The sequence below is a fragment of the Serratia montpellierensis genome, from assembly GCF_020858655.1.
Classification (GTDB): domain Bacteria; phylum Pseudomonadota; class Gammaproteobacteria; order Enterobacterales; family Enterobacteriaceae; genus Serratia; species Serratia montpellierensis.
Map to the genome: position 1 here is coordinate 118,829 of NZ_VOSN01000019.1, position 15,819 is coordinate 134,647.

The 15,819-nt window shown below is 60.4% G+C and carries 16 protein-coding genes and 1 pseudogene; 15 read left to right on the top strand and 2 right to left on the bottom strand.

Annotated features, from left to right (window positions below; genetic code table 11):
- Positions 1-320 precede the first annotated feature (320 nt).
- On the top strand, positions 321-1,574 hold the full coding sequence (glyA, locus tag FUU19_RS20450) for a serine hydroxymethyltransferase (protein ID WP_047570908.1): 1,254 nt from the start codon (positions 321-323) through the stop codon (positions 1,572-1,574).
- A 156-nt stretch (positions 1,575-1,730) separates the two neighbouring features.
- Positions 1,731-2,876, top strand: a complete 1,146-nt coding sequence (locus tag FUU19_RS20455; protein WP_141967200.1) for a 3-phenylpropionate MFS transporter — start codon at positions 1,731-1,733, stop codon at positions 2,874-2,876.
- Here FUU19_RS20455 and csiE read toward each other — a convergent pair.
- Positions 2,877-4,142 (bottom strand): annotated as a pseudogene (gene csiE / locus FUU19_RS20460) (stationary phase inducible protein CsiE). It lies immediately after the preceding gene.
- A gap of 182 nt (positions 4,143-4,324) precedes the next feature.
- On the opposite strand from csiE, the gene FUU19_RS20465 reads away from it, so the two are divergent.
- Both FUU19_RS20465 and FUU19_RS20470 read left to right on the top strand, forming a co-directional pair.
- The gene (locus tag FUU19_RS20465) at positions 4,325-4,960 is read left to right on the top strand and encodes a DUF1007 family protein (RefSeq protein WP_129993525.1); all 636 of its coding nucleotides are present in this window, start codon (positions 4,325-4,327) and stop codon (positions 4,958-4,960) included.
- Positions 4,951-5,973, top strand: coding sequence for a nickel/cobalt transporter (locus FUU19_RS20470; protein WP_025303918.1), 1,023 nt, complete (start codon positions 4,951-4,953; stop codon positions 5,971-5,973). Before FUU19_RS20465 ends, FUU19_RS20470 begins: the two co-directional genes overlap by 10 nt.
- Before the next feature lie 56 nt (positions 5,974-6,029).
- Here FUU19_RS20470 and suhB read toward each other — a convergent pair whose 3' ends face one another.
- On the bottom strand, positions 6,030-6,833 hold the full coding sequence (gene suhB / locus FUU19_RS20475; protein WP_025303917.1) for an inositol-1-monophosphatase: 804 nt from the start codon (positions 6,831-6,833) through the stop codon (positions 6,030-6,032).
- Between the two features lie 119 nt (positions 6,834-6,952).
- Between suhB and trmJ the strand changes: the two genes are divergently transcribed.
- The 11 genes from trmJ to sseB all read left to right on the top strand — a co-directional run bounded on the left by trmJ (position 6,953) and on the right by sseB (position 15,769).
- A complete protein-coding gene (trmJ, locus tag FUU19_RS20480) occupies positions 6,953-7,687 on the top strand; it encodes a tRNA (cytosine(32)/uridine(32)-2'-O)-methyltransferase TrmJ (protein WP_025303916.1) in 735 nt (244 codons plus the stop codon).
- Positions 7,688-7,880: 193 nt separating this feature from the next.
- Entirely contained in the window at positions 7,881-8,375 is a 495-nt protein-coding gene (gene iscR, locus FUU19_RS20485; RefSeq protein WP_004941404.1) for a Fe-S cluster assembly transcriptional regulator IscR, read from the top strand.
- A gap of 54 nt (positions 8,376-8,429) precedes the next feature.
- Positions 8,430-9,644, top strand: a complete 1,215-nt coding sequence (gene iscS, locus FUU19_RS20490) for a cysteine desulfurase (RefSeq protein ID WP_015378780.1) — start codon at positions 8,430-8,432, stop codon at positions 9,642-9,644.
- Between the two features lie 24 nt (positions 9,645-9,668).
- Complete coding sequence (gene iscU, locus FUU19_RS20495; protein ID WP_033635600.1) at positions 9,669-10,055, top strand: Fe-S cluster assembly scaffold IscU; 387 nt, start codon at positions 9,669-9,671, stop codon at positions 10,053-10,055.
- A gap of 54 nt (positions 10,056-10,109) precedes the next feature.
- Entirely contained in the window at positions 10,110-10,433 is a 324-nt protein-coding gene (iscA, locus tag FUU19_RS20500; RefSeq protein WP_004941410.1) for an iron-sulfur cluster assembly protein IscA, read from the top strand.
- Positions 10,434-10,495: 62 nt separating this feature from the next.
- Complete coding sequence (gene hscB / locus FUU19_RS20505) at positions 10,496-11,017, top strand: co-chaperone HscB (protein WP_060439408.1); 522 nt, start codon at positions 10,496-10,498, stop codon at positions 11,015-11,017.
- Between the two features lie 32 nt (positions 11,018-11,049).
- Complete coding sequence (gene hscA, locus FUU19_RS20510; RefSeq protein WP_025303914.1) at positions 11,050-12,900, top strand: Fe-S protein assembly chaperone HscA; 1,851 nt, start codon at positions 11,050-11,052, stop codon at positions 12,898-12,900.
- A 2-nt stretch (positions 12,901-12,902) separates the two neighbouring features.
- Entirely contained in the window at positions 12,903-13,238 is a 336-nt protein-coding gene (gene fdx / locus FUU19_RS20515; protein WP_004941417.1) for an ISC system 2Fe-2S type ferredoxin, read from the top strand.
- Between the two features lie 32 nt (positions 13,239-13,270).
- The gene (gene iscX / locus FUU19_RS20520) at positions 13,271-13,471 is read left to right on the top strand and encodes a Fe-S cluster assembly protein IscX (protein ID WP_047574017.1); all 201 of its coding nucleotides are present in this window, start codon (positions 13,271-13,273) and stop codon (positions 13,469-13,471) included.
- 83 nt (positions 13,472-13,554) lie between these two features.
- A complete protein-coding gene (gene pepB / locus FUU19_RS20525) occupies positions 13,555-14,850 on the top strand; it encodes an aminopeptidase PepB (protein ID WP_185742269.1) in 1,296 nt (431 codons plus the stop codon).
- 88 nt (positions 14,851-14,938) lie between these two features.
- Entirely contained in the window at positions 14,939-15,769 is an 831-nt protein-coding gene (sseB, locus tag FUU19_RS20530; RefSeq protein WP_141967208.1) for an enhanced serine sensitivity protein SseB, read from the top strand.
- Positions 15,770-15,819: the final 50 nt, after the last annotated feature.

The following is a 15,819-nucleotide window of genomic DNA, read 5'->3' on the forward strand; positions in this document are numbered from 1 at the left end:
TAATGATGTATTTTAAATGCATCTTATTGGGTTCCGCGTCGCTTGTAAATACCCTTGTTTTCGTTGCGGTGTTCTTCGGGCGTCGATCGCGCTCACAGAACATGAAAAAAGCGCATCGTTCGCATGAGGAAATGTCCGTTGATAAACGACGGCATTTAGCGGATCAAAGCCTTGCGCCACCTTATGCCAATCGTTTGCGTAAAAACCTCTGTCAAGACCTATCTTCGGTGGGGCGAAACGGTTTACACTGTGGCCCAGAACCCAAACGGGTAGTTATTTGGTGATTTTTTAGTTAGCTGATTTAAGTCAGGAGATGCCGGATGTTAAAGCGTGAAATGAACATTGCCGATTACGATGCGGAACTGTGGCGTGCCATGGAGCAGGAAGTGGTGCGTCAGGAAGAGCACATCGAGCTGATCGCGTCTGAGAACTACACCAGCCCGCGCGTGATGCAGGCTCAGGGTTCCCAGCTGACCAACAAATACGCTGAAGGCTATCCGGGCAAGCGTTACTACGGCGGCTGCGAATACGTGGATATCGTTGAGCAGCTGGCTATCGATCGTGCCAAAGAATTGTTCGGTGCCGATTACGCCAACGTGCAGCCGCACTCCGGTTCCCAGGCTAACTTCGCCGTGTACACCGCGCTGCTGCAGCCGGGCGACACCATTCTGGGCATGAACCTGGCGCACGGCGGCCACCTGACCCACGGTTCCCCGGTTAACCTGTCCGGCAAACTGTATAACGTGGTGCCTTACGGCATCGATGACAAAGGTCAAATCGACTATGACGATCTGGCCAAACAGGCGCAAACCCACAAGCCGAAAATGATCATCGGCGGCTTCTCCGCATACTCCGGCGTGGTTGACTGGGCCAAAATGCGCGAAATCGCCGACAGCATCGGCGCTTACCTGTTCGTCGACATGGCGCACGTGGCGGGCCTGATCGCCGCCGGCGTGTACCCGAACCCGGTACCGCACGCACACATCGTCACCACCACCACCCACAAAACCCTGGCGGGTCCGCGCGGCGGCCTGATCCTGGCGAAGGGCGGCGACGAAGATCTGTACAAGAAGCTGAACTCCGCCGTGTTCCCTGGCGGCCAGGGCGGCCCGCTGATGCACGTGATCGCCGGAAAGGCGGTGGCGTTGAAAGAAGCGATGGAGCCTGAGTTCAAGGTTTACCAGCAGCAAGTGGCGGTCAACGCCAAGGCGATGGTGGATGTGTTCCTGCAGCGCGGCTACAAAGTGGTCTCCGGCGGCACCCATAACCACCTGTTCCTGCTGGATCTGGTCGATAAAAACCTGACCGGTAAAGAAGCGGACGCCGCCCTGGGCCGCGCCAACATCACCGTCAACAAAAACAGCGTGCCGAACGATCCGAAGAGCCCGTTCGTCACCTCCGGCGTGCGTATCGGCACCCCGGCCGTGACCCGTCGCGGCTTCAAAGAGGCCGACGTGCGCGAACTGGCCGGTTGGATCTGCGATGTGCTGGACAACATCAACGATGAAGCCACCATCGAACGCACCAAGAAGAAAGTGCTGGATATCTGCGCCCGCCTGCCGGTTTACGCATAATCCCGCTTTTGCCTGATAAAACCCGCTGCGGCGGGTTTTTTTGTGGCCGCTCGCGGTAAACTGTGAGCTGTTTGGCACTCTAACGCATTGAAGCGGAATGAAGATTGCGGGGCGGTGTGAGCTCTGTCAAAGTATTGCCCTCACTCCGGAGGGATCATGGTTCTGCAATCCACGCGTTGGCTCGCGCTCAGCTATTTCACCTACTTCTTTTCCTATGGCATCTTCTTACCGTTCTGGGGCGTGTGGCTGAAAGGCGAAGGCATCGCGCCGGAAACCATCGGCATATTGCTCGGCGCCGGTTTGGTGGCCCGCTTCCTCGGCAGTTTACTGATTGCACCCCGCGTTAAAGATCCCTCTCATTTAGTCTCCGCCCTGCGCCTGCTGGCGCTGCTGACACTGGCTTTCGCGGTTGGCTTCTGTTTCGGCAACGGTTGGGGCTGGCTGATGCTGGTGATAGCGGGGTTCAACCTGTTCTTCTCGCCGCTGGTGCCGCTGACCGACGCGCTGGCCGGCACCTGGCAAAAGCAGATCCGTATGGACTACGGCCGGGTAAGGTTGTGGGGCTCGCTGGCGTTCGTCATCGGCTCGGCGCTGACCGGGCAGCTGGTGGCGGTGTGGGGCCATAACGCCATTCTCTACAGCCTGATCTTCAGCGTGCTGGCGATGCTGCTGGGCATGTTGCTGAAGCCGAGCGTCATGCCGCAGGGCGAAGCACGCACCCACAGCGATACCGAACGTTCGCTGTGGGCACTGCTGAAAGAAGGGCCGGTCTGGCGCTTCCTGCTGTGCGTCACGCTGCTGCAGGGGGCGCACGCCGGCTACTACAGCTTCGGCTCCATTTACTGGCAGGAGGCGGGCTATTCGGCCTCGACCATCGGCTATCTGTGGTCGCTGGGCGTGGTGGCGGAGGTGATTATTTTCGCCAGCAGCAACGTGCTGTTCCGCCGCTGGAATGCGCGCAACCTGCTGTTGCTCTCCGCCTGCTGCGGCGTGTTGCGCTGGAGCCTGATGGCCTACAGCACCGAGTTGGGCTGGCTGCTGCTGATCCAGATCCTGCATTGCGGCACCTTCACCGTCTGCCATCTGGCGGCGATGCGCTTTATCGCCGCGCGCCAGGGGCAAGAGGTGATCCGGCTGCAGGCGGTGTATTCGGCGTTGGCGATGGGCGGCGGTATCGCCGTCATGACGGTCATTGCCGGGTTCCTGTTCGAACATTGGCAGGGCGGGGTATTCTGGGTGATGGCGGCGGTCGCGGTGCCGGCCTTGTTCATCCGGCCGCCGGCGGTCAGCGTCAGCCGCTGATTAAGGCGCTTCCAGCAGCGCGCGGATGGCCTGGCGCTGCCGAGTTTCCAGCGGCAATTCGGTATAGATCAGCGGCGGGTGCGGATCGCTGTGCACCGCCGCATAAGGGGTGATCACCAGCATGACGCCCTGCGGCGCCCCGCCGCGCAGATAGTCGCTCAGCGGCAGGTACTTGATGTTCAGCGGCAGCAGCGTGAGCTCGCGGATCTGGTATTCCACTTCCTCTTCCAACTGCGGGTTATCCAGCGTCAGCAGCAGCACCTGTTTTTCCTGCAGCGCGTTGTCCTGCATCAGCCAGGCGCCGAAGCTGATGGCCACCAGGCCCGCCTCCTCGTTGGAAAAATGCACGCCGTATTCCTGTTCCAGCGGTATCAGCGCTTCCTGCGTGGTGCGCATTAGCCGCGGGTATTTGCGCACCACTTCTTCCAGCAGCATATTGTCGATGCCGATGGCGAAACGGCAGCGCTCCAGCGCCGGCGCCAGGTGGGCGAACAGTTGGCTGACCAGCTCCGTCTTGCTGCTGAAGGCCATGCCGGAAAGCTGCTGGAAACGCTCGACCATGCTGTCGATGGCCGCCATCAATCTCTGCTCTTGCGCCGAGTCATTGCTGTGGTAGCTGTGATTTTTCAACATGGTGAAGGTCAGCGCCAAAAAATCGCGCTCGTCTGCCTGCGGCGGCTGGTTAAACAGCCGGTTGCAGGCCTGATGCAGCCAGGCGGCGGCTTGCTGCTCCGGCTTTTGCCGCAGCCAGTCGCGTTGAACGGCGTCGAAATGCGGATGGCGCTGCAGGCGATTTTGCCAAGCGCAGTAGAGCAGATAATGCTGCAGGAATTAGCGGTCGCGCGCATCGAAGCGGCGGTTGAGCAGCGGCTCGCAGGCGTCGATCGCCTCTGTCAGTGCAGACGCAGGGGCGGCGTCGGCCGCCAGCGCGTGCCGCAGGCGCGGGGCGAAATCACCTTCAACAAACTGCGGGCTGCAGCGCAGTGCCCGCCGCAGCCAATGGATCAGGCACAGACGCTGGTTGAGCGCGCTGCCCCGCAGGTGGTAGCCATGGTCGGGATCGACGGCGATCTCCAGGTGATGGAAACGCTGGATTTCACTGGCCACCTCGGCTATATCTTGCCGGGTTATCGGGGGGGCAACGCCGTTGATTCGGCTTAGGGTCTCCAGCTGTAACTCGGGCTCCGGCGTGTACAGCATCAGCAGCAGATGGCAGCGCCGTTGTTGTCCGGAGAGCGCGGGCACGGGAGAGGTGTCCAGGCTCATTATCACCTTCCGGCATAAAAGGTTGCGATTATGCCTAAGCATAGCAAAAGGCTTTGTGACGGCAGGGTTACCGCGCAGCTTTTACTTCGGCTTACAACTTTCGTCACAAATATCGCCGGGAGAGGCGGGCCGTTCGGTATTTATTTGTGTTACGTTATAACAAATACAGGTAAGGCAGGATAATGATGAAGTTACGTCGTCTTTTGGCTGCTTTCGGCGCCGTGTTCAGCGCCGGTGCGATCGCGCATCCGCACAGCTTTATCGACATGAATACCACCTTCGTCGCCAAAGACCAGCGGCTGGTCGGCCTGAAAATGGTGTGGGTGATGGATGAAATCACCTCGGCGGATCTGCTTTACGATGCGAAAAACGCCAAGAGCGATTCGGAAGTGTGGAAAAAGCTGGCGGCGGAAGTGATGGCCAACGTGCTGGGGCAGCACTATTTCACCGATCTTTACCGCGACGGCAAGCCGGTGAAATATCTGAACTTGCCAAGCGAATATCACCTGTCGCGCCAGGGCAATCAGGCGGTGCTGGAGTTCGTGCTGCCGTTGGCCGAACCGCAGCCGCTGGCGGGCAAGCCGTTCGAACTTTCTACTTACGATCCGACTTATTTCGTGGATATGACCTATAAAGACCAAAATGCACTGCATCTGCCGCCGGAGATGGCGCCGCTGTGCAGTTACAAGCTGATGACGCCGAAGCCGAATGCGTCGCTGCAGGCCTATGCGCTGTCGCTCGACAAGAACGACTCGCCCGGCGAAGACCTGGCGCTGGGGCAACAGTTCGCCCAGCGGGTGACGCTGCAATGTCGTTAAATCTCTCGCAACCGACGACGAGCCGGCGTCACTGGGCCTTCGGCCTGTGGCCGCTGCTGCCGTTCACACTGGTGCTGGCGGCCGCCGCGCTGCTGGCGTGGCACTATTGGCCGCAGCTGCTGATGCAGAGCGTGGTGTGGCAAAAAGCGCTGCACCAGCAGATGGCGGGGCTGTTGCAGCAGGTGAAGGCCGCGCCGCAGCAGGCCGGGCTGGCGCTGATGCTGTTCAGCCTCGGCTATGGCGTCTTGCATGCGCTCGGCCCCGGCCACGGCAAAGTGGTGATCGCCACCTATCTGGCTACCCATCCGGCGCGGCTGAAAAGCAGCCTGAAGCTGACCTTCGCGGCTTCGCTGGTGCAGGGGGGGGTGGCGATCGCGCTGGTCACGCTGATGCTGGTGGTGTTACAGCTCTCTTCGCGCCAGCTGCACCAAAGCAGTTTCTGGCTGGAGAAGGGCAGCTTTATTCTGGTGATGCTGCTTGGCGTGCTGCTGAGTTGGCGCGCGCTGAAACGCCTGTTTGCGGCGATCAAGGCGATGCGCCCGGCGCCGGCGCTGCGCATCAACAGCCTGACGCCATTGGCGGCGGATCATGTGCACAGCGCCAATTGCGGCTGCGGCCACCGGCATCTGCCGAGCGACAGCGAGCTGCAGGCGGGAAGCGACTGGCGCACTCAGGCCGCCATCGTGCTGGCGATGGGCATGCGTCCCTGTTCGGGGGCGATTTTAGTGCTGCTGTTCTCCAAGGTGATCGGCGTGTTCGGCTGGGGCGTGATCTCCGCGCTGGCGATGGCGTTCGGCACCTCGTTGACCATCTCCATGCTGGCGCTGCTGGTGCATTACAGCCGCCGGCTGGCGGTGCGCCTCAGCCGTTCGCGCGCGCCCGCCGCCTGGAGCGCGGTGGCCTGGGGCTCGCTGGCGCTGGCCGGCGGTCTGATCCTGTTGGCCGCCGGGCTGTTGCTGTACGTCAGCGCGCAGCCGGAATTCGGCGGCGGTATCCGCCCCTTCTCCCGCTAACGGGCATAAAAAAAGCGCTGCATCGGCAGCGCTTTTTTTCGATTCGCTTCTGGCGATTAACGCTTCAGCGCTTCGCTCAGTTCTTCACGCATGGTGGCCAGCATGGCTTTCACCACGCGCGGGTTACCTGCGACCAGGTTACCTGAGCTGAAGTGGTTGTGGCCGCCGACGAAGTCGGTCACCAGGCCGCCGGCTTCACGCACCAGCAGTTCGCCCGCGGCGAAGTCCCACGGCTTCAGGCCGATCTCGAAGAAACCGTCTACGCGGCCGGCGGCCACATAGGCCAGATCCAGCGCGGCGGAACCGGTGCGACGGAAGTCTGCGCACTGGGTGAACAGCTTGCCGACGATGTTGATGTAAGGCGTTGCGTGCTGTTTGACTTTGAACGGGAAGCCGGTCGCCAGGATGGTGCCATCCAGATCTTTGGCGTTGGTACCGCGCAGGCGGTAGCCGTTGAGCTGTGCGCCCTGACCGCGAGTGGCGGTGAACAGTTCGTTGCGCATCGGATCGTAAACCACGGCCACTTCAGTACGGCCTTTGATGCGTACGGCGATGGAAACGGAGAAATGAGGGAAACGTTTGATGAAGTTTGCAGTGCCATCCAGTGGATCGATCACCCATTGCACATCGCGATCTTCGCCGATCAGCTCACCGCGTTCTTCGCTCACGATACTGTGTTGCGGATAAGACTTGCGGATGACGTCGATGATCAGATGCTCTGCATCGCGATCGACGTTGGTGACGAAGTCATTGGTCCCTTTCTGGCTCGCTTCTACAGCGTCCGGGGTTTCGTAGTTTTTGGCAATCAGGTTACCGGCCTTGCGCGCAGCGCGCACGGCGATAGTCAGCATCGGATGCATGGGTATCTTCCAACTAGGATGTTAAAGAACAGGAAACGGCGCGAAGTATAGCAGCTGTTCGGCAAATTGCCTACGGCTGTGTTAAGATGCTGCGATTTTCCGCCACGCTCAGAGTTTGTATGCTGCACAATATCCGCATTGTTCTGGTAGAGACTTCACATACCGGCAACATGGGCTCGACCGCCAGAGCCATGAAAACCATGGGTTTAACCAACCTTTATCTGGTTAATCCGCTGATCAAACCCGATTCTCAGGCCATCGCCCTGGCCGCCGGCGCCAGCGACGTGATCGGCAACGCCACTATCGTCGATACCCTCGATGACGCCATCGCCGGCTGTAGCCTGGTGGTGGGCACCAGCGCACGTTCTCGCACCTTGCCGTGGCCGATGCTGGAGCCGCGTGAATGCGGCGTGCGCGCGGTACACGAAGGCGAACACGCGCCGGTGGCGCTGGTGTTCGGCCGCGAACGCGTCGGGCTGACCAACGATGAATTGCAGAAGTGTCACTACCACGTCGCCATTCCGGCCAACCCGGACTACAGCTCGCTGAACCTGGCGATGGCGGTGCAGATCCTGGCGTATGAAGTGCGCGTGGCTTACCTCGATCGCCAACAGGCGGGCGCGCCGCAGCTGGAAGAGACGCCGTATCCGCTGGTGGATGACCTCGAGCGTTTCTATCAGCACCTGGAGCAGACGCTGCAGCGCACCGGCTTTATTCGCCCGTCCCATCCGGGCCAGGTGATGAGCCGCCTGCGCCGGCTGTTCACCCGCGCGCGCCCGGAAGGGCAGGAGCTGAATATCCTGCGCGGCATGCTGACGTCGATCGAGAAACAGGATAAACATCAAGGTAATTAATTGATGTGGCATAACGGTGGGCGACAATAGTATTAGTTATCCAAAGGTTATAACATGTATTTTATATACCTTTGTTCTTGCTAAGTTCAAAACGTGCTAATACTTGAGTCAATTACTAGGTTAAATAGTTGACTGTTTTACTCAGGAATGTCAGACTTTCGGCCATATTTGACCAACAGGTAACCATTGAGCTATGAGACTGACATCCAAAGGCCGTTATGCCGTAACCGCTATGCTTGACGTAGCGCTGCATTCCCAGGAAGGGCCGGTACCACTGGCGGACATTTCCGAACGCCAGGGTATTTCGCTCTCTTATCTGGAACAATTATTCTCCCGTCTGCGCAAGAATGGCCTGGTGGCCAGCGTGCGCGGTCCGGGCGGTGGTTATCTGCTGGGTAAAGACGCGGGTGAGATCGCCGTTGGCGCTGTCATCACTGCCGTCGATGAATCGGTAGATGCAACCCGTTGCCAGGGCAAAGAAGGCTGTCAGGGCGGCGATCGCTGCTTGACCCACGCCCTGTGGCGCGATCTGAGCGAGCGCATCAGCGGGTTCCTGAACAACATTACGCTGGCAGAACTGGTCAACAACCAGGAAGTGCTGGTGGTGGCGGATCGTCAAAACAACGATACGCGCCGCACGGCCAACGGTCGTCCGCAAGAAACTATCAACGTTAATCTGCGCGCATAAGCAGCTGGCGAAATTATTTTAGTTTTTGGAAGTGATGTACGGAGCACAAGAGCAATGAAATTACCGATTTATCTGGATTACTCAGCAACGACGCCGGTTGACCCGCGCGTTGCTGAGAAGATGATGCAGTTTTTGACCCTGGACGGCACTTTTGGCAACCCGGCTTCCCGTTCCCACCGTTTCGGTTGGCAGGCGGAAGAGGCGGTAGACATCGCCCGTAACCAAATCGCCGAACTGGTGGGCGCCGACCCACGCGAAATCGTCTTCACCTCCGGGGCGACCGAATCCGACAACCTGGCGATTAAAGGTGCTGCCAATTTCTACCAGAAAAAAGGCAAGCACATCATCACCAGCAAAACCGAACACAAAGCCGTGCTGGACACCTGCCGTCAGCTGGAGCGCGAAGGGTTTGAAGTGACCTACCTGGCGCCGCAGAGCAACGGCATCATCAGCCTGCAGGACCTCGAAGCGGCGATGCGCGATGACACCATCCTGGTCTCCATCATGCACGTCAACAACGAGATCGGCGTGGTGCAGGACATCGAAGCGATCGGTGAAATGTGCCGTGCGCGCGGTATCATCTACCACGTTGACGCTACCCAGAGCGTGGGCAAACTGCCTATCGATCTGAGCAAGCTGAAAGTCGACCTGATGTCGTTCTCCGGCCACAAAATCTATGGCCCGAAAGGCATCGGCGCGCTGTACGTGCGTCGCAAGCCGCGCATCCGCATCGAAGCGCAGGTACACGGCGGCGGTCACGAGCGCGGCATGCGTTCCGGCACCCTGCCTGTCCACCAGATCGTCGGCATGGGCGAAGCTTACCGCATCGCCAAAGAAGAGATGACCGAAGAGATGGCGCGTCTGCGCACCCTGCGCGATCGTCTGTGGAACGGCGTGAAAGATATGGAAGAAGTGTATCTGAACGGCGATCTGGAGCACGGCGCACCGAACATCCTGAACGTCAGCTTCAACTACGTTGAAGGCGAGTCGCTGATCATGGCGCTGAAAGACCTGGCCGTTTCTTCCGGTTCAGCCTGTACCTCCGCCAGCCTCGAGCCGTCCTACGTGCTGCGCGCGCTGGGCATGAGCGATGAATTGGCGCACAGCTCGATCCGTTTCTCCCTGGGGCGTTTCACCACGGAAGAAGAGATCGACTACACCATTCAACTGGTGCGTAAATCCATCGGCCGTCTGCGCGATCTGTCCCCACTGTGGGAGATGTTCAAGCAGGGCGTGGACATCAACAGCATCGAATGGGCGCATCATTAATTCTCAGGTTTCAGGAGCAAGGTCATGGCTTACAGCGAAAAAGTAATCGATCATTATGAAAACCCGCGTAACGTGGGTTCTTTCGACAACGAAGATCCTACCGTCGGCAGCGGCATGGTAGGGGCACCGGCTTGCGGCGACGTGATGAAGCTGCAAATCAAGGTTAACGATGAAGGCATCATCGAAGACGCGCGCTTTAAAACTTACGGCTGCGGTTCCGCCATCGCCTCCAGCTCGCTGGTGACCGAATGGATGAAAGGCAAGTCGCTCGATCAGGCTGAAGCGATCAAAAACACCCAGATCGCCGAAGAGCTGGAATTGCCGCCGGTCAAAATTCACTGCTCGATCCTGGCTGAAGACGCCATCAAAGCAGCGATTGCCGACTATAAGAGCAAGCATAGCGCCGAGTAATTTGTCTGAGTCGGCCCGGCCGTGCCGGGCTTTGATTTGAAGTGTGAGGTTGTGATGTCTATTACCATGAGCGACAGCGCTGCGCAGCGTGTTCAGGCGTTTTTGACGAACCGCGGCAAGGGTCTCGGCCTGCGTCTGGGAGTGCGAACTTCCGGCTGCTCCGGGATGGCCTACGTGCTGGAATTTGTTGACGAAGCCAACGATGACGACATCGTGTTTGAAGACAAAGGCATCAAGGTGATCATCGACGGCAAGAGCCTGGTCTACCTTGACGGCACCGAGCTTGATTTCGTTAAGGAAGGCCTGAACGAAGGCTTCAAGTTCAACAACCCGAACGTCTCAAGCGAATGCGGCTGCGGCGAGAGTTTCAACGTCTGACAGTCCATCGTGCTCCCCCGTTTCGGCGGGGGAACTTCATCCGCTAACGCCCAGAGCACGCTATGGATTACTTTACTTTATTCGGGCTGCCAGTTCGCTACACCGTGGACGGCAGCCTGCTTGCGTCCCGCTTCCAGGATCTGCAGCGCCAATTTCACCCCGATCGTTTCGCCAACCAGCCGGAGCGCGAACGCCTGATGGCGTTGCAGCAGGCGGCGACCATCAATGAAGCCTACCAGTCGCTGAAGCACCCGTTAAAACGCGCGGAGTATATGCTATCTTTGCACGGCTTCGATCTGGGCAACGAACAGCATACGATGCGCGACACCGCCTTTCTGATGGAACAGCTGGAGCTGCGCGAAGAGCTCGATGCCATTGAGCGCAAGCCGGAAGCGGAAAGTCTGCTGGCCGATTTCGGCGCGCGGCTGGCCACCTCCATCAAGCAGCGCAGCGCGCTGATGCTGCAGCAGTTGGACAGTGAACAGTGGGCGGATGCCGCCGACACCGTGCGCAAGCTGCGCTTTTTGGACAAACTCCAGCAACAGGTTGAACAACTCGAAGAAAAACTGCTGGGTTTTGAGTAACACCTTCTGATTCTGATTGTGGAAGCTTCAACATGGCCTTATTACAAATTAGTGAGCCTGGCCTCAGCGCCGCGCCGCACCAGCGACGTCTGGCCGCCGGCATCGACTTAGGCACCACCAACTCGCTGGTCGCCACGGTGCGCAGTGGGCAAGCGGAAACGCTGGCCGACGATCAGGGACGCCATTTGCTGCCTTCGGTGGTGCATTATCAGGCGGACGCGCAGCGCGTCGGCTGGGATGCGCGCCAACAGGCGGCGCAGGATCCGGCCAATACCGTCAGCTCCATCAAACGCATGATGGGCCGTTCGTTGGCGGACGTGCAGCAACGTTACCCGAACCTGCCGTATCAATTTCAGGCCAGCGACAACGGCCTGCCGCTGATCGTCACCGCCGCCGGCCCGGTTAACCCGGTTGGCGTCTCCGCCGATATCCTGCGGGCTCTGTCCGCGCGCGCGCAAGCGGCGCTGGAAGGCGAGCTGGATGGCGTCGTGATTACCGTTCCCGCTTACTTCGACGACGCGCAGCGCCAGGGCACCAAAGACGCGGCGCGTCTGGCCGGCCTGCACGTCCTGCGCCTGCTGAATGAGCCGACCGCGGCGGCGATTGCCTACGGGCTGGATTCCGGCCAGGAAGGGGTGATCGCGGTTTACGATCTGGGCGGCGGCACCTTTGATATCTCCATTCTGCGCCTCAGCCGCGGCGTGTTCGAAGTGCTGGCCACCGGCGGCGATTCCGCGCTGGGCGGCGACGATTTCGATCACCTGCTGGCCGACTGGTTGCGCGAGCAGGCCGGCGTGGCCGATCGCAGCGATCACGGTGTGCAGCGCCAACTGCTGGACGCCGCCATCGCCGCCAAAATCGCGTTGAGCGATGCCGACAGCGTGTGCGTTGAGGTAGCCGGCTGGCAGGGCGAGGTGACCCGCGCCCAGTTCGAAGCGCTGATCGCTCCGCTGGTGAAACGTACGCTGATGGCCTGCCGCCGCGCGCTGAAAGATGCCGGCGTCGCCGCCGACGAGGTGCTGGAAGCGGTGATGGTCGGCGGTTCCACCCGCGTGCCGCTGGTGCGTGAGCAGGTGGGCGCCTTCTTCGGCCGCACGCCGCTGACGTCGATCGACCCGGATAAAGTGGTCGCCATCGGCGCCGCGATCCAGGCCGACATTCTGGTGGGCAACAAGCCGGACAGCGACATGCTGCTGCTGGACGTGATCCCGCTGTCGCTGGGCCTCGAAACCATGGGCGGTCTGGTGGAGAAAGTGATCCCGCGCAACACCACCATTCCGGTGGCGCGCGCGCAGGAGTTCACCACCTTTAAAGATGGCCAGAGCGCGATGATGATCCACGTGCTGCAGGGCGAGCGCGAGCTGGTGCAGGATTGCCGTTCGCTGGCGCGCTTCACGCTGCGCGGCCTGCCGCCATTGCCTGCCGGGGGCGCGCACATTCGCGTCACCTTCCAGGTGGATGCCGATGGTCTGCTGAGCGTCACCGCGATGGAGAAATCCACCGGCGTTGAGGCCTCGATCCAGGTCAAGCCGTCATACGGCCTGTCGGACAGCGAAATCGCCGGCATGATCAAGGATTCGATGGCCAACGCGCAAAGCGACGTGGGCGCGCGCAAGCTGGCGGAGCAACGCGTGGAAGCCGCGCGGGTGCTGGAAAGCCTGCAGGGCGCGCTGGCCACCGACGCCGCGCTGCTGAGCGAGGCGGAAAGCCAGGCGATCGCCGCCGCGACCCAGGCGTTGCAGCAGGCGGCGCAGGGTGAAGACCCCGCCGCTATCGAAGACGCCATCAAAACATTAGATGCACAAACGCAAGATTTTGCCGCGCGCCGCATGGACGCTTCCATTCGCCGCGCGCTGGCTGGCCATTCTGTGGATGAGGTTTAACCATGCCTAAAATTGTTTTCCTGCCCCATCAAGACCTTTGCCCGGAAGGGGCGGTTCTGGAAGCCGAAAAAGGGGAGTCGATCCTCAACGTTGCGCTGCGCAACGGCATTGAAATCGAGCATGCCTGCGAGAAATCCTGTGCCTGCACCACCTGCCACTGCATCGTGCGTGAAGGCTTCGATTCGCTGGAAGAGAGCAGCGAGCTGGAAGACGACATGCTGGACAAAGCCTGGGGGCTGGAGCCGGAAAGCCGTCTGAGCTGCCAGGCGCTGGTCGCCGACGAAGATCTGGTGGTCGAAATGCCGCGCTACACCGTCAACCACGCGCGTGAGCATTAATTGTTAGCCGCAGCGTCAACCCGGAGATCATAATGGGACTGAAGTGGACCGACAGCCGTGAAATCGGCGAAGCCCTGTACGACCAATACCCGGATACCGATCCGAAAACCGTGCGTTTTACCGACCTGCATCAGTGGATCTGCGATCTGGAAGAGTTCGATGACGATCCGCAGGCTTCCAACGAAAAAATACTGGAAGCGATCCTGCTGGTCTGGTTAGATGAAGCGGAGTAAATAGCGTAACGGGCTGCCATGGGCGGCCCGTTTATTTTGTATCCGACAAGATTAATAAAAGAATAATCCGGAGTAAGAAGGCTATGACAACAGAATTCATGCAGGTTACGCTGTCGCAACAACCTGCCGACGCCCGCTGGGGCGAAAAAGCGCTGCTCAGCACCAACGGCGAAGGGATGACCATCCACCTGACCGGCGCCGACAAGCTGGGCGCGATCCAGCGTGCGGGCCGCAAAATTGACGGTCAGGGCATCAAAAACGTCAGGCTGGCCGGCGACGGTTGGGATTTGGAAAACAGCTGGGCGTTTTGGCAGGGTTACCGCGGGCCGAAAGGGCAACGCAACGTCGAATGGGCCGAACTGCCGGAAGCCGCGCGTCAGGAGCTGGATCAGCGCCTGAAGATCGTCGACTGGGTGCGTGACACCATCAACATGCCGGCGGAAGAGCTGGGGCCGGAGCAATTGGCGACCCGCGCCGTCGATCTGATGTGCGACGTCGGCTGCGATGCCGTCAGCTACCGCATCACCAAGGGCGAAGATCTGCGTGAGCAGAACTATGCCGGCATCCACACCGTCGGCCGCGGCTCCGAGCGCCCGCCGGTGCTGCTGGCGCTGGACTTCAACCCGACCGGTAACCCGGACGCGCCGGTGTTCGCTTGCCTGGTCGGCAAGGGCATCACCTTCGATACCGGCGGTTATAGCCTGAAACAGAGCGCCTTTATGGATTCGATGAAGGCTGACATGGGCGGTGCGGCCACCATCACCGGCGCCCTGGCGCTGGCGGCGGCGCGTGGTCTGAAGCAGCGCGTGAAGCTGTACCTGTGCTGCGCCGACAACATGGTCAGCGGCAACGCCTTCAAACTGGGTGACATCATTCGCTACCGCAACGGCAAAACCGTCGAGGTGATGAACACCGATGCGGAAGGGCGCCTGGTACTGGCCGACGGCCTGATCGACGCTTCTGAGCAGAATCCGCAGCTGATTATCGACTGCGCGACCCTGACCGGCGCGGCCAAAACCGCGGTAGGCAACGACTACCACGCCCTGTTCAGCTTCGACGATGCGCTGGCACAGGAACTGCTGAGCAGCGCCGCCGCCGAGCAAGAGCCGTTCTGGCGTCTGCCGTTGGCCGAGTTCCACCGCAGCCAGCTGCCGTCCAACTTTGCCGAGCTGAACAACGTGGCCGGCCCGGCTTACACCGCTGGCGCCAGCACCGCGGCGGCCTTCCTGTCGCACTTCGTCAAGAACTACCAGCAAGGCTGGCTGCACATCGACTGTTCCGCCACCTACCGCAAAGGCGCGGTGGATCAGTGGTCGGCCGGCGCGACCGGTCTGGGCGTGCGTACCCTGGCCAATCTGCTGCTGAGCAAAGCCAAATAATTGAACGCCCGCCGCGTCGGGCGCTAGAATGCGCATTATCTTCGGGGCCCAGCATGCTGGGCCTCGCTATTTGATCCTGGAGTTTGCCATGAGTTCCCATCATCACGATGCCGCCCCGAGCGAGAACGAACTTGAACGCCTGCTGAAGCTGGCGGTGACGGAGCCGGCCCACCGCCCGGCGTTCTTCCGTGAACTGCTCGAGGCCACGGTGCTGATCCTCGGCGACAGCGAACAGGTGCAGCAGGACGGCGACATCACGCTGAACGCGGATACGCCGGTCAATATCCAGCATTGGGAGAAGCAGGACGGCGGCAGCATCATTCCGTTCTTCACCTCGCTGGAAGCACTGCAGAAGGCCGTTGAGGACGAACAGCCGTTCATCGCCATGCCGGCGCGGGTGCTGTTCGAAATCACCCAGGGCGCGGATCTGTTCCTCAACCCGAAGGCGGAGTACGGCAAAGAGTTCTATCCGGAAGAGGTGGCGATGCTGCTGGCGACCGGCGGCGTCGTCAAACCGGTGGAGCATTACGTCGATAAAGAGACCCAGATCCTGCTGGGGCAGCCCGAGGAATATCCGTCGGCGATGGTGGATGCGTTGACCACGCTGTTCAGCCAGCGCAAACCGGTGCGCCGCGCGTTTCTGGCGCTGATGCATGACCAGGCGGCGGACGAGAAGCCGAATCTGCTGGTCGGACTGGAAGTGGACGCCGAGCCGGCGGAGATCGAGGCGCTGATCAACGAGGCCGGCAGCGTCGCCAGCGAAACGGCGCCGAACGACGAACCGGTGGATTTCTGCCTGGTGTCGGAGAACGAGCGCGGCATCAGCCACTATCTGATCTCCCATACGCAGCCGTTTTATCAGCGCCGCTGGGGCAGTTGGCTACGCAATTTGATCCCGTCTACCGACAAGACCCAGTAGCGCCGCCGCGTGGTCGAAAATGACCCATGAAGATCATATTTTTTTAATGA

Excerpts from the sequence above, each read along its gene's own strand:
- FUU19_RS20470 (WP_025303918.1), top strand. The coding sequence starts at position 4,951 with ATGTCGTTAAATCTCTCGCAACCGACGACGAGCCGGCGTCACTGGGCC.
- iscU (WP_033635600.1), top strand. The coding sequence starts at position 9,669 with ATGGCTTACAGCGAAAAAGTAATCGATCATTATGAAAACCCGCGTAAC.
- FUU19_RS20455 (WP_141967200.1), top strand. The coding sequence starts at position 1,731 with ATGGTTCTGCAATCCACGCGTTGGCTCGCGCTCAGCTATTTCACCTAC.
- fdx (WP_004941417.1), top strand. The coding sequence starts at position 12,903 with ATGCCTAAAATTGTTTTCCTGCCCCATCAAGACCTTTGCCCGGAAGGG.
- FUU19_RS20465 (WP_129993525.1), top strand. The coding sequence starts at position 4,325 with ATGATGAAGTTACGTCGTCTTTTGGCTGCTTTCGGCGCCGTGTTCAGC.
- pepB (WP_185742269.1), top strand. The coding sequence starts at position 13,555 with ATGACAACAGAATTCATGCAGGTTACGCTGTCGCAACAACCTGCCGAC.
- iscR (WP_004941404.1), top strand. The coding sequence starts at position 7,881 with ATGAGACTGACATCCAAAGGCCGTTATGCCGTAACCGCTATGCTTGAC.
- iscX (WP_047574017.1), top strand. The coding sequence starts at position 13,271 with ATGGGACTGAAGTGGACCGACAGCCGTGAAATCGGCGAAGCCCTGTAC.
- hscB (WP_060439408.1), top strand. The coding sequence starts at position 10,496 with ATGGATTACTTTACTTTATTCGGGCTGCCAGTTCGCTACACCGTGGAC.
- trmJ (WP_025303916.1), top strand. The coding sequence starts at position 6,953 with ATGCTGCACAATATCCGCATTGTTCTGGTAGAGACTTCACATACCGGC.
- suhB (WP_025303917.1), bottom strand. The coding sequence starts at position 6,833 with ATGCATCCGATGCTGACTATCGCCGTGCGCGCTGCGCGCAAGGCCGGT.
- iscA (WP_004941410.1), top strand. The coding sequence starts at position 10,110 with ATGTCTATTACCATGAGCGACAGCGCTGCGCAGCGTGTTCAGGCGTTT.
- hscA (WP_025303914.1), top strand. The coding sequence starts at position 11,050 with ATGGCCTTATTACAAATTAGTGAGCCTGGCCTCAGCGCCGCGCCGCAC.
- iscS (WP_015378780.1), top strand. The coding sequence starts at position 8,430 with ATGAAATTACCGATTTATCTGGATTACTCAGCAACGACGCCGGTTGAC.
- sseB (WP_141967208.1), top strand. The coding sequence starts at position 14,939 with ATGAGTTCCCATCATCACGATGCCGCCCCGAGCGAGAACGAACTTGAA.
- glyA (WP_047570908.1), top strand. The coding sequence starts at position 321 with ATGTTAAAGCGTGAAATGAACATTGCCGATTACGATGCGGAACTGTGG.